Genomic DNA, 15,311 nt, shown 5'->3' on the forward strand with positions numbered 1-15,311 from the left:
GTACTATTGCATTTTAAAAACATCCACTTACCTTTGCACCACGATTCGCCAACACAGCGACAAAAAGTCAAAAGGTTGGGTCTTTTAAACAAGACGGCCGATTCGTCTAGCGGTTAGGACATCGCCCTTTCACGGCGGTAACACGGGTTCGATTCCCGTATCGGTCACAGTCCAGTGACTAAAAAGCCCACCCCGACAGGTGGGCTTTTTTTATGCAGAAAATGCTTTGATAGGGTTGTCAAAAACTAAAAAATGCCGCAGAGATATTAGTTTTTCTCTGCGGCATTTTTTAGTTTTTGACACTTACTTCTTATAGCTCACCCGATAAATTACCCCGTTGTTATCTTCGGAAAATAAGAACGACCCATCAGGCATAGGGGCAATGCCAACCGGTCGACCAAATTGGGCCTGGTTGTTATCGACAACAAAGCCCGTTACCATATCATCAATGCGGGTGGGTTTGCCCGCTTCAAAATGAATACGCACTACTTTGTAGCCTGAAGGCTGACTACGATTCCAGGAGCCGCGCATGGTGGCAAAGGCGTCGTTCTGGTATTCGGCTGGGAAACCTCCGGTGGCTCCGCTTCCTGTGTAAAATACCATGCCCAACGGTGCTGCGTGTGCATCATATTGTAAAGAGGGTAGAGTAGTTTTGGCTAAGATCTGTGCGTAGGTCGTATCGCCCATGGGTCTTGGATGGGGGTTGTAATTGCCATCGCCATAGATGTATGGCCAGCCATAAAAAGCACCGTCTTTAATCAAATTCAACTCTTCTTTCTGTTGTTCATCGCCCAGCCAGTCAATGCCATGATCGAGTCCATAGAGTTCTTTGGTTTCGGGATGCCAGCCAAAGCCAATGGTGTTTCGCAGCCCTTTGGCATAAATCCGGCGGCCCGAACCATCAGGGTTTGCGCGTAGAATAGTGGCGTTTTCCGGATTCGTATCGGCACAGGCATTGCAGGTGCTACCCACTGTAATGTACATGAAGCCATCCGGACCGAAGGCAATGGTCCTGTTCGGGTGCTGACCCGCGTCGGGAAGGCCACTCATAATTTGCTGGGGCGTTCCTAAAGTACCATCGGCATTTATTGTGGCTGAATAGACTTCGTGGATTGCCACCAGATACATTTTGCCCGAGAAGATCGTGATGCCATGAACGTCTTTAATCGTAGCCACGACTTGTTTCTGATCTAACTGACCGTCGTTGTTTGTATCCCGAAGTAAGGTAACGGTCCCTGCTTCGCGGCTCGTTACATAGACATTGCCGGTTTCACTAACAGCCAGCATTCGAGGCTTGCCTAGTTGGTCGGCAAATTTAGCGACAGTGAAACCCGCCGGTACTTTGAGTTGCGCAATGCGCTCGTTTGTTGCAGCAACCAGAGCAGGTTCAAAAACATTTCCCTCTACCTGCGCTGTTGTTGGCTGCTGGTTCGTTTCTGGAATTTGCGTGTTGAATACCTCATCTTTATTACAGGAGGCAAGCATGGAGACTAAAACCATCCCGGATAAGATGGTAGGTTTGACTACGTTTTTCATTGATTTTTTAAATTATCTATACCGTTGAGATTAGTGTCAATGCCCCTCTTTCTGGTGCCTATGTTGATTTGACAAACAAATTAAAAAGCAATTAACAACGGCTTAACTTCAAATAATTGATCGTGTTGTCGGGCAGATTAATAAAATAAGCTACTGGTCTAGGCTGAAATTAGGGCTGTTCAGAGGCATTTTGTGGATTTCGGGATTATACTCTACAAAATCTGTAGAAAAACATATTCATAATATGTAAGCCTGACACTATAAACATCAGATTATCAGCGTCTGGCATGGTTTTGGTCCCTTGGCAAGTACAATTCAACGTTAAACTTTAACCAACAAAACCATGGCTTCTTTAGGATCTCAAATCGCAAATTTTTTTAGTGGTGATGATAACAACACACAAGAAGGCTTGCATGGCCTATTTGTTAATGAGTTGAAAGGCATTTATTACGCAGAAAAACAGGCTGTTGATGCGCTTGGCGAACAAGCTGATGCATCTACAACTGACGAAGTAAGGAACGCCTTTCTGCAGCATCAGGAAGAAACTCGTGGCCAGGTTGCCCGACTGGAAGACGTGTTCCGCTCCATTGGAGTCGAAGCAGATGATAAAACCTGTGCTGCCATTGATGGATTAGTCGATGATGCTCAGGAAGTTGTTTCTATGACTGACTCTGGGTCGCTGACACGTGATGCCGGACTGATCATTGCCGGTCAGAAAATAGAGCATCATGAAATTGCAGCCTACGGGTCGGCGGTTACACTGGCTAAGGTTTTGGGTTACTCCGAAGCTGCCCGTATGTTACAGCAAACGCTTGAAGAAGAAAAGAACACAGACGTGAAGCTGACTAAATTAGCTGAGTCATTTATTAACCAGCGAGCTGCTTCTGAAAATGACAATGACAACACATCGTATAATTCTGACTCAAATCAGATCGTTAGTCAGGGTCAATATGGTAATAGTGTAGTTGATCCAGATGGTACTCGTTACAGTGATAGCTCAGTAGCGGGTTATAACTCCACAAATGATACCATTTCGGGCGGCTCGCGAACGCTGTAATTCAGAATACACCAATAATAAAAAAGGTCCGCTACAGTTAGCGGACCTTTTTTATTATTGGTCTGAAAATAAATGGCTTATATAGTCGATGGTTAACTTAATAAGTACTATTTGGGTCATTCATTTCTGGATCAGGCTCTGTGCCGTCATTGTTTCCCAACGAATCGCCATTGCCGTAATTAGTCCGGTCGGCTTCCATGTTTGGGCTACCCGAAAATGCTCCAGTACCATCATTGCCAGTAGCAGCTTCCTCCTCATCAGTTGGAGTGGTTGGCGGAGAGTTTACATCACCTGCCAGATCAGCAGGGTTGTAATCCTCATTAAGCATAATACTGTCATCCGGCGTTTGGGCTGTTCCGCCTGTAGTGGGGCTAAATGTCTGCGACTGTTCGTTGAGCATCGCATCCTGATTTACATTTTCCATTACGTAAACTGTTAGATTGAGTCATGTTGTAATCACATAACCCGCAAAGCACACTTCAGTTTAGCCTCTCGTAAATAATTCCCATAGACGGTTGTAAAGTTTACCGGCATAGGTTTTTACATCGTGATGCGAGGCATGAATGGTAAAAGGGACAAACTGATTGGCAGATGAGGGCAGAGGTTCGATCCGAACCGTTCGGCCAGTGTTCCATGTGCCAGCCAGCCGACGAACAGAACCCGTCAAGCGTAAACCGGCATCAATTAAATCGGTGCTATTGCTTTGAGGGTACTGTGCAAGGGCTAATTCCTGCGAAAATTGCTGCAACTGATGAGCATCGAACCAGGACAATTCAGGCATATGCAGATGGTTCGCATATCGATTATGACGACACAGAAAGCGAACAGATAAAAGAGATTTGCCAGCTTTTCGACGGGCCGATACGTGTAAGTCGATAACTTCAATTGGTGATGTTTCTGATGCGGTAGATAGTTCTATATTCATATATGATGAAGAGTAAATAGTATTGATAAAAGTATGGCTGATAATCGTATTTGACAATAGCTCGCTGTTACGCTTAATAAATAAAACACGGCAATCAGCCATACTTGTTGGTAATAAACCCAAAAAAGGGTGGGGTGTTCGAGAAAAGTCCGTCTTATACGTAGATCATTTTCCGTGACATGCCTCCATCGACCACAAAATTTTGCCCGGTAATAAAGCTGTTTTCAGGGGCAATAAGAAACAGAATCATGCGGGCAATATCGTCGGCCTGACCCACACGTCCTGCCGGGTGCTGGCTGTGATCTTCGGGGCGAAGTTCATCTGATTTAGCTTTCGCCTTTTTCTTCAATCCCGAAACATCGATCCATCCGGGGCTGATGGTGTTGACCCGAATGTCTGGTCCTAAACTCACGGCCATTGAATGGGTGAGTGCCAGAATACCTCCCTTACTGGCCGAATAAGCGAACGTGTCGGTCTCTGACTGAAAGGCTCTTGTTGACCCAATGTTAATGATACTTCCTTTCTGAGCGGCTAAATAAGAGGCCGTATGTTTGGCGCACAGGAAAGGTCCTGTAAGATTGGTGCCAATGACCCGATTCCATTCATCGAGCGTTAATGAGTTAAGGGGTTTTTCAATCATGATGGCCGCGTTGTTAATGAGCGCATCGATCTGACCGAAGTGAGAAATAGTTTGTTCGGCGGCCTTTTTGACGTTCATCTCGCTGGAGACGTCGCAGGAAACGAACAGAATTTGCGCCGAAGAGGCTTTGAAGGCTTCCCGAAGCTCTGCCAATGCATCGGTGTCGGCTTCCCAAATGGCTACACGATAGCCGTGTGTGAGTAAATACTGCGTGGCCACCCGGCCAATGCCCTGACCACCGCCAGTGATAATAGCTGTTTTCATACAAGTTGGATAAACCCTACTAACGCCCAAACCCGGGAGTTTGGTAACACAAGCCTGCCCGAACCGGTTAACTTAAGCGTATCTTTATCGAACGGCCCCGCCTATTTTTGTCAGTATGCTTCAAATTGCGTTTTCGCCGGTGTACCGGCTGCGGTTACCCGAAGGCCATCGGTTTCCCATGCTTAAGTACGAGTTGATTCACGAACAGTTGCTGTATGAAGGCACCTGTACGGAGGAAAATTTCTTCGCTCCGGCCCCTGTGGATGACCGCTGGGTGCTAGGTGTGCATACGCCCGACTATGTGCAGGCGTTGAAAACGGGCACCGTCGATCCGAAAATGATGCGCCGTATCGGCTTCCCTTTAACCCCGGAACTCATTGAGCGCGAATGGATTATTACACAGGGAACAATTGACTGCACCCAACTGGCCCAGCGCGATGGGGTGGCTATGAATGTGGCGGGTGGCACACACCATGCGTTTCCTGACCGGGGTGAGGGATTTTGTATGCTCAACGATGTGGGGGTGGCGGCTCACTATTTACTTGAAAGCGGGCAGATGAAAAAAATCCTGGTGGTAGACCTGGATGTGCATCAAGGCAACGGCACCGCCCTCATGTTTCAGCATGAATCACGGGTCTTTACGTTTAGTATGCAGGGCACAGATAATTATCCGCTCAAAAAAGAACAATCCGATCTGGACATCAATTTGCCAACGGGTACAACAGACGAAATTTACCTGAATGCATTGTACGATACGTTGCCCGGTCTGATTCAGCGAGAGCAACCCGATTTCCTGTTTTATGTATCGGGTGTGGATATTCTGGCCTCTGACCGGCTGGGTAAATTAAATGTTAGTCGAGACGGTTGTCGGCAGCGCGACACGTTCGTATTTGAGCAGGCAATAAAAAACGGATTGCCAATTGCCGTTTCGATGGGAGGGGGTTATTCACCTCGTCTGACAGATATTGTGGAAGCGCATTGCAATACATTCCGGGTTGCCGCTGATCTGTTTTTTTAATGATAAAGCGGTCACCCGAAAAAAAACCTATAGTTTAACGCAGTAAAGCAGAGAGATGCGTCCGTTTAGCTTAGAACATGAAACAAAATATTGTTAAAACCCGGCTTAAAAACAGCCAGCCCGTACTGGGCGTTCTATCCAATAGTGCTGATCCGACCGTAGCAGAACTTTGCGGGTTCTCGGGACTGGATTTTTACATGATTGATGGCGAACATAGTTCAGTTACCACAGCACAAGTGCAGGATATTGTTCGAGCCTGCGAGGGGAGCGGTATTACCGCACTGGCCCGCGTTCGCAGCAACGACCCGAAGCTCATTCTTCAATTTCTGGATGCGGGTGTTATTGGTATTATGATGCCCGCCATCAGCACTGTTGCCGAAGCTGAAGCGCTGGTTCAGGCCGTAAAGTACCCGCCTTTTGGCCTGCGGGGTTTTGCGCCGGTGCGGGCTAATGATTATTTGCTGGGTACAATGAACCAGGGTGAGGCCGTTGCCTTTGCCAATGAACAGGTGTTGATTCTGGCCCAGATTGAAGATAAAGAAGCCATTGATAATCTTGATGACCTGCTAACGGTAGAAGGCATTGACGGATTTGTGATCGGCCCGCGTGATCTAGCCATGAGTATGGGCTATTATGACGGACCCGGCCATGATGAAGTAAAACGAACAATTGCCGGGGTTGTCGAAAAAATCAGGAAAGCTGGTCGGATTGCCGGCACTACAGCCGCCACCGGCGATCAGGCCAGAGCGTTGATTGACCGGGGTGTTTTATTCTGTCTGAATTCGTTTGCCGGTTTGTTGAAAACGGCCTCAGCAGATTTTATGAAAGGAAGGGGGTAGAGGTTTGATTCAGGAATAAAATCATAGTTCATCATTCGTAAATCGTAATTTTTTTATTTACCTTTGCACCCTCATTTCCAATTTCATACAAAACACATGTACGCAATCGTAGAGATCGCAGGACAGCAATTCAAGATCCAGAAAGGTCGCCATATCTATACCCACCGGTTAGAAGGCGATGTGGACGCTGTACTTGCCTCCGACAAGGTGAAGGTTCTCCTTGTTGATAACGAAGGGAGCATTACCGTTGGTGCTCCAACTGTCGCAGGAGCGACAGTATCGGCAAAAATTCTTGAGCACCTGAAAGGTGAGAAAGTTATCATTTTCAAGAAGAAACGCCGGAAAGGATACAAAAAGAAAAACGGCCACCGTCAGTATTTGACGAAGGTCATGATCGAAGACATAACTCTATAATAGTAGTAAGTTGTACGACGTAAGTATCAATTTATAGTTGAACTTACTACTTGTAAACTTACCACTTACTAACTTCCATAGGAAAAAATGGCACACAAGAAAGGTGTAGGTAGTTCCAGAAACGGCCGCGATTCGCATAGCAAGCGTCTGGGCGTTAAATTGTTCGGCGGTCAAACGGCCATTGCCGGCAACATCATCATCCGCCAGCGCGGTACGAAACACCACCCCGGCAAGAACGTGGGTTGTGGTAAAGATTATACGCTGTTCGCTCTGGTAGCGGGCACCGTGAAATTCCGTCCGGGTCGGGATAACCGCTCGTACGTGGATATCATCCCGGCAGAAATAGCAGCTCCTGTAGCTGCGTAAACCTATCAGTTTTTAAAACATAATAGGTTTGATAAGAAAACCCCGTTTAACGATTGTTGAATGGGGTTTTTTTGTGTAGAAAAACTAAAAAAACAACCCGGCTGTTACGTTTGTACCAATGCCGGTCGATGCGCCGGTTAACTGAAAACTTTCCTGACAATGAATCCTACGCTAAGCCGTCCCGTATCCATCTTTACGGAAGGAAGCCCCAACCCGAACTCCATGAAGTTCGTCGTTAATTTTGAACTCGTGCCCGACGGGCTGTCCTTCGATTATGCCACCGCTGGCGATGCGCTGCTCGACGGAAAAGCATCGCCCCTGGCCGTAGCTTTGTTTGGGTTTGACTTCGTGCGCCGTGTATTTATTTCGGGCAACTTTGTTACGGTTACCAAGGATGACGAAACCGATTGGGATGAGGTGTTGCTTGAGGTAAAGTTCTTTCTGAAAGACTACTTTGGTGAGCAGAAGCCTGTTTTCTCGCAACGGACCGTAGACACCAATACGACCAAACTGGATATGGATTCTGAGACCGTCCAGAAAATCAAAGCGGTTCTGGATCAATATATCAAACCCGCCGTTGAGTCGGATGGGGGCGCTATTAGCTTCTATTCTTTCGATGAGCCAAGCGGCACCGTGAAGGTCTTGTTACAGGGTTCTTGCAGTGGTTGTCCATCATCTACGCTAACCCTAAAATCGGGTATCGAAAATCTGCTGACCCGGTTGGTGCCGGAAGTAAAGTTAGTAGAAGCCGAAGGTGTGTAAAGATTAATAGAGAATCAAGTGTTAGACACCGTTACAGTAACCAGAACAAGTTACTGTAACGGTGTTCTGGTTTTCGTCCAGCTTATGAAGCGGCAGGAACGTTCGGTAGCGACTATATATCAGATAGATATCCTGACTAGTACAATTAACCGTTTACCGCTAAATCAAAATAAATTCGATTTTAGTAAACCTCGCTCACAGAATCACGTTTACTTTGCAATTCACTCTGCCATTCTACCCGTGACTGCATGAAGTATTCGCATATAATTGCCTCAATTTTATTCTGTTCAACAACCAGTTTTGCCCAAAATTTACTCGGTATTTCGACCAGTCGGTATGGTGGAACTAACCGACTTTATATCAACCCGGCCCTGGCGGCCGATTCGCCTTCCAAATTTTACCTGAACGTTTTTACGGGCAACGGCCACGTCGATAATGACTACGTACGATACCAAGCTCCTTTTTCGCTGGCACGTCTGATTACGGGAACGGTGCCGGCACAATACAAAAGCGCCGATGGTTCGCTTCGCTTTGCTTCCGATTATACAAAGGAAATGTTGGATGGCAGCCCTAAAAATGGGACGATCTGGGGCGAAGTGCGCGGGCCGTCCTTTTTAATTAAAACCAGCGACCGGGGGGCATTTGCGGTAACTACACGCTTTCGGGCAGTGGGACAGGTTCTGAATGCGTCAGAACCATTGTTGTCGGCTATGCGGGCGAGTTTGAATGATGGTGCTTTCTACAGCGTTCCCAGCAACGATAACAAGTTTAGCGCCAACACGAATACCTATGCTGAAGTGGGGTTGACCTATGCGGGCACTATTCTGGAAGGCGATGGGCGAAAACTTCTTCTGGGTGCAACAGCAAAGTTTCTGTTAGGGTATAATGCCCAGCAGTTAATCAATAGAGGACTAAATTATCGCATTGTACCAGATCCCGCCAATGCAAGTTCGGCAATTCTGGAGGTTAATAAATTAGATGCGTCGCTTGCCTATACAACTTTTTTGCAAAACCGAAGCCTGAATCCACAAACGTTGTTTAATGCCAATGCACCGGGCAAAGGACTGGGTGTTGACATTGGCCTAACCTATATTGATCAGCCCGACGAGTATAGCCCAACGCTGCAACTAGGCGCGGCTATTACTGATATTGGCGGGCTTACCTACACAGGACCAAAATATAACTATACCGATATTGGAGCTAATCCTGCACAATTTCGCCCTACTGACTTTAATAAAATCAGCGGGCCACAAGCCATTGCCGAAGTCATTCAGACAAAATTAAATACAGGCCGCACCCCGGATAGCCAACGCTTTAACGCAGGCTTACCTACTTCCTTAAACCTGAGTGCCGATTATCAGTTACCGGATGGTTTAGGCATAAACCTGACCTATTTAAAAGACCTTCGCTCGGTGGAGGCAACCGCAATTCATCAGCCAACACTACTGGCTATAACGCCCCGTTATGACGCTCGTTGGCTTAGCCTGGCCGTTCCGCTGGCTTATCTGAATGGCGGGTTTACGGCAGGGGCTTCTGTTCGGGTAGGGCCGGGATGGCTTGGTTCCGATAATATACTTGGCCTGCTGGGTAATAGCTCTAATTCTATTAAACCACGCGGACTGGATATTTACCTGGGGGTAGCTTTCGGGATTGGGCAGGTGGAGAAATAAGGGAGGTGAGTGAAATGAGTTGAGTAAGTTGAGTGAGTGGAATAGGTGAAGCGGATAGGAGCTTACTTCACTTACTCTACCTACTCAACTCACTTCACATACTCCACCAACTCTACTCACTTTCGGCAGAAATGCGTAATTTTGATCAGATCCTGCCCAGAAACCCGGATATAGTATTTGTCCACAATGGGACTGTTATGACCGAACGAGCTACTTTTTTCGATACACCGCTACTTTATCTGAAAGGGTTAGGGCCGCAGCGGACCGAACTGCTCAACAAGGAGTTGAATATGTTCACCTATGGCGACCTGATTCAATACTACCCCTTTCGGTATGACGATCGAACCCGCTACTACACAATCAGCGAGTTGATGGATTCGATGCCATCAGCACAGATTCGTGGACGAATTCGCGATTGGTATCTGGAGGGAGAAGGCCCAAAGAAGCGCCTGGTCGCTACATTTTCTGATGGGACAGGTTCCATGAGCCTGGTTTGGTTTCAGAGTATAACCTACCTGGAAAAAGCACTCCGGCGTGAAGGCGAGTACATTGTTTACGGAAAACCTCAATCCTTTAACGGGCAGTTCAGTATCGTTCATCCGGAATTGGAAAATGCCAATACCGCTTCTGAAAACGAGCCGGGTTTGTTTCCGGTTTATAACCTTACCGAAAAACTCCGCAAGCGTCATCTGGATAGCAAAGTGCTTGGGAAAGCGATGCGTATATTGCTTGAGCAATCCTGGGCGCATATTCACGAAACCCTGCCCGACTTTCTTATCCAGCAATATCGGCTGATCGGGAAGCGGGAGGCAATGTGGAATATTCACCTGCCTCAAAATCAGGGCTGGCTGAAACAGGCCCAACGGCGGCTGAAATTTGAAGAGTTATTCTACAATCAACTGCGACTGATCAAGAATAAACTCATTCAGAAAGAGGAGTTTCCGGGACAGATTTTCCGGGACACGTCGCTAATGAAGCATTTCTACAAAGAACTGTTGCCGTTTGAATTGACGGGTGCTCAGCAGCGGGTTATCAAAGAAGTTTATGCTGATTTTCTGACGGGTAAGCAGATGAACCGCCTTTTGCAGGGCGATGTGGGCAGTGGTAAAACCATCGTGGCCTTCATTGCCTGTTTGATGGCTATTGGCAATGGCGCTCAGGCCTGCCTGATGGCACCAACCGAAATTCTGGCCGATCAGCACTACAACGGGCTCAAGCCTTTTGCCGATGCAATGGGGTTGAACCTGGGGATTTTGACAGGATCAACCAATAAAAAACGTCGGGTTGTGCTTCATGAGGAGCTGCAATCGGGTAAAATGCATATTCTGGTTGGAACCCACGCGCTGCTCGAAGATGCGGTTCAGTACAAAAACCTGGGCCTGTGCATCATCGACGAACAACACCGTTTTGGTGTAGCACAGCGGGCTAAACTCTGGCGTAAAAACGAGACTGTACCGCCACATATTCTGGTCATGACGGCCACACCCATACCGCGAACACTGGCAATGACCCTTTATGGAAACCTCGATGTATCGACCATCGATGAGTTGCCAAAAGGAAGAAAACCCATCAAAACGGTACACAAATACGATAAGCACCGTGCCGAAGTGTTCGGGTTTATGCGGCAGCAGATCGAACTTGGTCGGCAGGTATATGTCGTATATCCGCTGATCGAGGAATCGGAAAAACTGGATTACAAAGACCTGATGGATGGCTTTGAGAGTATGCAGCGGGCTTTTCCCCGACCGAAGTATGAGATTGGCATGCTGCACGGCAAGATGCTGGCCTACGAAAAAGACGACGAGATGAAGCGGTTTCTGAAACAGGAAACCCAGATTCTGGTGGCGACTACTGTAATTGAAGTGGGCGTTAACGTGCCCAATGCCAGTGTTATGGTCATTGAAAGTGCCGAGCGATTTGGCCTCTCGCAGTTGCACCAGTTGCGTGGTCGGGTAGGGCGGGGTTCCGACCAGTCGTACTGTATTATGATGACGGGATACAAACTCAGCAGTGATACCCGTACTCGACTCGAAACAATGGTGCGTACCAATAACGGCTTTGAGATTGCCGATGTAGACCTTCAACTGCGCGGTCCCGGCGATTTGTCGGGTACGCAACAAAGCGGTGTTATGGATTTAATGATTGCCGATCTGGCTAAAGACGGGGCCATTCTGGCTGCTGCCCGTGAATCAGCACAAGCTATTCTGACTGAAGACCCTGAACTCTTGTTGCCCCAACATGCTCCCATCCGTAACCACGTCGATAACCTGAAACAGACAGAAAACAACTGGGGAAGAATTTCATAATTATACGCTCTTACAAAACGCCGTACGTTCATGCAGATTGCCTGCAGGAAGTACGGCGTTTTGTGAAACTGCATTCTAAGTAAAATATAAGTATACGAAACATATATAAGTTGTATAATATCAACATTTAATGTTAAAATAAACTAGGTATTGGGTAGAAATGAATAAGTAAAAATATGAATTGGAATGGCTTTAACTTGTAATTAATATACGTTAATTACTCGTTTACCATGCTAAAACAATTTACTCAACCGGAGAGCTTCTTTTTACGAAAAAGAACCTCTCCATCTAATGCAGCCTGGTCTCGGCGAACTGCGTTCTTCTCTCTGATTTTGTTCAGCCTGTGCTGTTCTGTCGGAGCGTTCGCACAGTCGAAAGTATCAGGAAAAGTCGTCGACGCTCAGGGATTGGCCCTCCCTGGTGTCAGTATTGTGGTGAAAGGCACTACTACAGGGACAGTTTCTTCGGCGGAGGGCGATTACAGTTTGAATCTGGCCAGGGGAAACGAAACGCTTGTGTTCTCCTACATTGGCTTTATGAGCCAGGAAGTAGCAGCCGCTAACAAAACTACCATTAATATTACGCTGGCTTCAGACGACAAAATGTTGAATGAAGTGGTAGTTGTGGGTTACGGAGAGCAGAAGAAAGAAACTGTAACGGGGGCCGTTGCCACTGTGAAGGGCTCTGACCTGGTTAAATCACCGGCTATGAACCTGACTAATTCGATTGCGGGTCGGATGCCGGGTGTTGTAGCCACAAACTCCAGTGGACAACCTGGAAATGACGGTTCAGCCATTCGTATCCGGGGCTCAAACACGTTAGGAAACAACGACGCCCTGATCGTAATTGATGGGGTTCCGGCTCGGGCCGGGGGTATCGACCGGCTTAATCCTGCCGATATCGAAAGTATGTCGGTCCTGAAAGATGCTTCGGCAGCCATTTATGGCTCACGGGCGGCCAACGGGGTTATTCTGGTCACCACCAAGCGGGGTAAGACCGGCAAGCCCGAATTGTCCTACAGCTTCAACCAAGGCTTTGCGCAGCCAACGGTGATTCCTAAAATGGCGAACGCGGCCGAATATGCACAGTTGAATAATGAAATCAATCTGTACAATATCCCCTCTCAGTATTGGAAAGATGCCAATGTTGCTTTCAACAAAACCGGAAGTTATACATTACCCGACGGCTCGATTGCCAAAGCGGCTTTCACCCCGGATGACGTTAAAAAGTTTCAGGATGGGTCTGATCCCTGGGCACATCCCAATACGGATTGGTTCGGTGCAGCTCTGAAAACCTGGTCTCCTCAGTCGCGGCACACGCTGCAACTGGTGGGTGGTTCGGAAAACATCAAATACCTCACCTCTGTGAACTACCAGAATCAGGATGGCTACTACAAAAACTCGGCAACGGGCTATAAGCAGTACGACTTCCGCATGAACCTGGACGCCAAGGTTAGTAAGTATATCAATACCGTTGTGGGTGTTGTCGGTCGTCAGGAAAATCGGTTCAATCCAACTGTAGCACCAGGAGATATCTTTCGGATGCTGATGCGGGGCTATCCCAACAAGCCAGCGTTCTGGCCGAGTGGTCAGCCTGCTCCCGATATTGAGAACGGCCAGCAGCCGGTACTGGTTACCACGAGTGCCACGGGTTACGATAAGGACACCCGCTACTATCTGCAAAGCAACGCCAGTGTGAACATCACTAACCCCTGGATACCGGGTCTGAAGTTAACCGGTAGTGTGGCGCTTGATAAATACCTTCAACAGGGAAAAACCTGGCAAACCCCCTGGTTTGTTTATAGCTGGGATTATACGTCCTACGATGCCGACAAGCAACCATTGCTACAGCGTGTACAGAAAGGACCTGCTCAGGCAACGCTCAATGAGTACACCAACGATCAGTTCAACTCGCTGTTATCGGGCTTGTTAACATACGACCACGTATTTGCCAGTAATCACGCTGTAACAATACTGGCTGGTATTACCAAAGAGCAATCGAATTCCAACGGCTTCTCGGCCTATCGGAAGTATTTCTCGTCGACGGCTATCGACCAGTTGTTTGCGGGTGGTAGTGCCGAGAAAAACAGCAATACGACGGCGGCCTGGCAGCGGGCTCGTATGAGCTATTTTGGTCGGGCAGCGTATAACTACAAAGAGAAGTACATTGCTGAATTCCTGTGGCGGTATGATGGATCGTATATGTTCCCGGCATCGAGCCGGTGGGGTTTCTTCCCCGGCGTAACGGCGGGCTGGCGTGTTTCGGAAGAAGATTTCTTCAAGAAAGCGTTGCCAGCAGTAAGTTCGCTGAAACTGCGGGCCTCATGGGGTCAGTTGGGGAATGATCAGGTATACTTTAACAATACTCTGCGCGAGTATGATTACCTGCCAACCTATGCCTATGGTGATGCTGCCAACTCAGCTTTCGGTTATGTAACAGGTGGTCAGGTCTCGCAAACGCTATATGAAAATGGCGTGCCAAATACCAAATTAACGTGGGAAGTAGCTAACAACTCTGACATCGGTCTGGAAGGTTCGTTGTTCAATGGTAAAGTATTCTTCGAATTCGACGTATTCCAAAACAAGCGGTCGAACATCCTATGGCGTCAAAGTGCGTCCATTCCACAAACAACAGGAGCTACCTTACCCGCAACGAACATTGGTCGTGTTACCAACAAAGGGTATGAGTTCCGGGTGGGCTACAATGGACAGGCTGGTGAGTTGAAATACAACGTGAGTGTGAACGGCGGGTATGCCAAGAACACGATTACGTTCTGGGATGAAGTGCCGGGTGCACCCGAATGGCAGCGCTCGACAGGTAAGCCTATCCCTAGCGATGTAAACAACCCTAACAACGCCAATGGTACGCTCTTGTATCAATATGACGGCATTTTTTCTACTCAGGCTGATATCGACGCCAATAAACTGGACTACAGCGGAGTTGGCGCGAGCTTGCTACGGCCTGGCGATATGAAACTGAAGGACATTGATGGAAATGGCAAAATTGATGGCAACGACCGGGTACGTAATGACCGCAACAACCAACCTCGTTTTCAGGGTGGTTTCAACGCAAGTCTCCGCTATCGGAATTTTGACTTTAGTCTGTTGGTGCAAGCGTCAACGGGTGGTCAGATCTTCCTGCAAACCGAGTCGGGTACGATTGGTAACTTCCTGCAATACAGCTATGATCACCGCTGGACGGTAGACAACCCAAGCACGGTTGATCCTCGTATTGTAGACCGCAGTAACCAGTATTTCTCCAACGGCACCAGCTACTGGCTGAAAAGCACCGATTATGTCCGGTTGAAAAACGTTGAACTTGGCTATACACTGCCAGGTACAATTGGCAAAAAGATTGGCTTGAGCAGTCTGCGCATTTACGTGAATGGGCTTAACCTCGCAACCTACGCTCCGGCTATGAAAGGGCTATTCGATCCTGAGTCGACCAGCGGCAGTGCACAGTATTATCCCCAGGCGCGGGTGATCAACACGGGTGTATCACTTAGTTTCTAACC

Annotated in this window: 13 protein-coding genes and 1 tRNA gene; 10 read left to right on the forward strand and 4 right to left on the reverse strand. The window is 47.8% G+C overall.

Features of this window, described 5'->3' with window-relative positions:
* Window positions 1–95 precede the first annotated feature (95 nt).
* Window positions 96–167 (forward strand) — tRNA-Glu (locus CWM47_RS07700).
* A gap of 136 nt (window positions 168–303) precedes the next feature.
* On the opposite strand, the gene CWM47_RS07705 is transcribed toward CWM47_RS07700, so the two are convergent.
* A complete protein-coding gene (locus tag CWM47_RS07705; RefSeq protein ID WP_100987436.1) occupies window positions 304–1,536 on the reverse strand; it encodes a PQQ-dependent sugar dehydrogenase in 1,233 nt (410 codons plus the stop codon).
* Window positions 1,537–1,879: 343 nt separating this feature from the next.
* On the opposite strand from CWM47_RS07705, the gene CWM47_RS07710 reads away from it, so the two are divergent.
* Complete coding sequence (locus tag CWM47_RS07710; RefSeq protein ID WP_100987437.1) at window positions 1,880–2,593, forward strand: YciE/YciF ferroxidase family protein; 714 nt, start codon at window positions 1,880–1,882, stop codon at window positions 2,591–2,593.
* Between the two features lie 97 nt (window positions 2,594–2,690).
* Here the strand turns inward: CWM47_RS07710 and CWM47_RS07715 are convergent, their stop codons facing one another.
* The 3 genes from CWM47_RS07715 to CWM47_RS07725 form a co-directional block, all read right to left on the reverse strand.
* Window positions 2,691–3,017, reverse strand: a complete 327-nt coding sequence (locus CWM47_RS07715; protein ID WP_100987438.1) for a hypothetical protein — start codon at window positions 3,015–3,017, stop codon at window positions 2,691–2,693.
* Between the two features lie 60 nt (window positions 3,018–3,077).
* Window positions 3,078–3,518, reverse strand: a complete 441-nt coding sequence (locus CWM47_RS07720; protein WP_100987439.1) for a hypothetical protein — start codon at window positions 3,516–3,518, stop codon at window positions 3,078–3,080.
* A gap of 154 nt (window positions 3,519–3,672) precedes the next feature.
* On the reverse strand, window positions 3,673–4,422 hold the full coding sequence (locus CWM47_RS07725) for an SDR family oxidoreductase (protein ID WP_100987440.1): 750 nt from the start codon (window positions 4,420–4,422) through the stop codon (window positions 3,673–3,675).
* A gap of 115 nt (window positions 4,423–4,537) precedes the next feature.
* On the opposite strand from CWM47_RS07725, the gene CWM47_RS07730 reads away from it, so the two are divergent.
* The 8 genes from CWM47_RS07730 to CWM47_RS07765 all read left to right on the forward strand — a co-directional run bounded on the left by CWM47_RS07730 (window position 4,538) and on the right by CWM47_RS07765 (window position 15,309).
* Window positions 4,538–5,440: a histone deacetylase family protein gene (locus tag CWM47_RS07730; protein WP_100987441.1), complete on the forward strand. Its 903-nt coding sequence runs from the start codon at window positions 4,538–4,540 to the stop codon at window positions 5,438–5,440.
* A gap of 77 nt (window positions 5,441–5,517) precedes the next feature.
* Entirely contained in the window at window positions 5,518–6,279 is a 762-nt protein-coding gene (locus tag CWM47_RS07735) for an HpcH/HpaI aldolase family protein (RefSeq protein WP_100987442.1), read from the forward strand.
* A 96-nt stretch (window positions 6,280–6,375) separates the two neighbouring features.
* Window positions 6,376–6,693 (forward strand): 50S ribosomal protein L21, encoded by a 318-nt coding sequence (gene rplU / locus CWM47_RS07740; protein ID WP_100987443.1) that lies wholly within the window; start codon window positions 6,376–6,378, stop codon window positions 6,691–6,693.
* 87 nt (window positions 6,694–6,780) lie between these two features.
* Window positions 6,781–7,059, forward strand: a complete 279-nt coding sequence (rpmA, locus tag CWM47_RS07745) for a 50S ribosomal protein L27 (protein WP_100987444.1) — start codon at window positions 6,781–6,783, stop codon at window positions 7,057–7,059.
* Between the two features lie 159 nt (window positions 7,060–7,218).
* On the forward strand, window positions 7,219–7,821 hold the full coding sequence (locus tag CWM47_RS07750; protein WP_100987445.1) for a NifU family protein: 603 nt from the start codon (window positions 7,219–7,221) through the stop codon (window positions 7,819–7,821).
* Window positions 7,822–8,069: 248 nt separating this feature from the next.
* Window positions 8,070–9,491, forward strand: coding sequence for a DUF5723 family protein (locus CWM47_RS07755; RefSeq protein WP_100987446.1), 1,422 nt, complete (start codon window positions 8,070–8,072; stop codon window positions 9,489–9,491).
* A 197-nt stretch (window positions 9,492–9,688) separates the two neighbouring features.
* Complete coding sequence (gene recG, locus CWM47_RS07760) at window positions 9,689–11,797, forward strand: ATP-dependent DNA helicase RecG (protein WP_100993778.1); 2,109 nt, start codon at window positions 9,689–9,691, stop codon at window positions 11,795–11,797.
* Between the two features lie 230 nt (window positions 11,798–12,027).
* Entirely contained in the window at window positions 12,028–15,309 is a 3,282-nt protein-coding gene (locus tag CWM47_RS07765; RefSeq protein WP_100987447.1) for a SusC/RagA family TonB-linked outer membrane protein, read from the forward strand.
* Window positions 15,310–15,311: the final 2 nt, after the last annotated feature.

The sequence above is a fragment of the Spirosoma pollinicola genome, from assembly GCF_002831565.1.
Taxonomy (GTDB): Bacteria; Bacteroidota; Bacteroidia; order Cytophagales; family Spirosomataceae; genus Spirosoma; species Spirosoma pollinicola.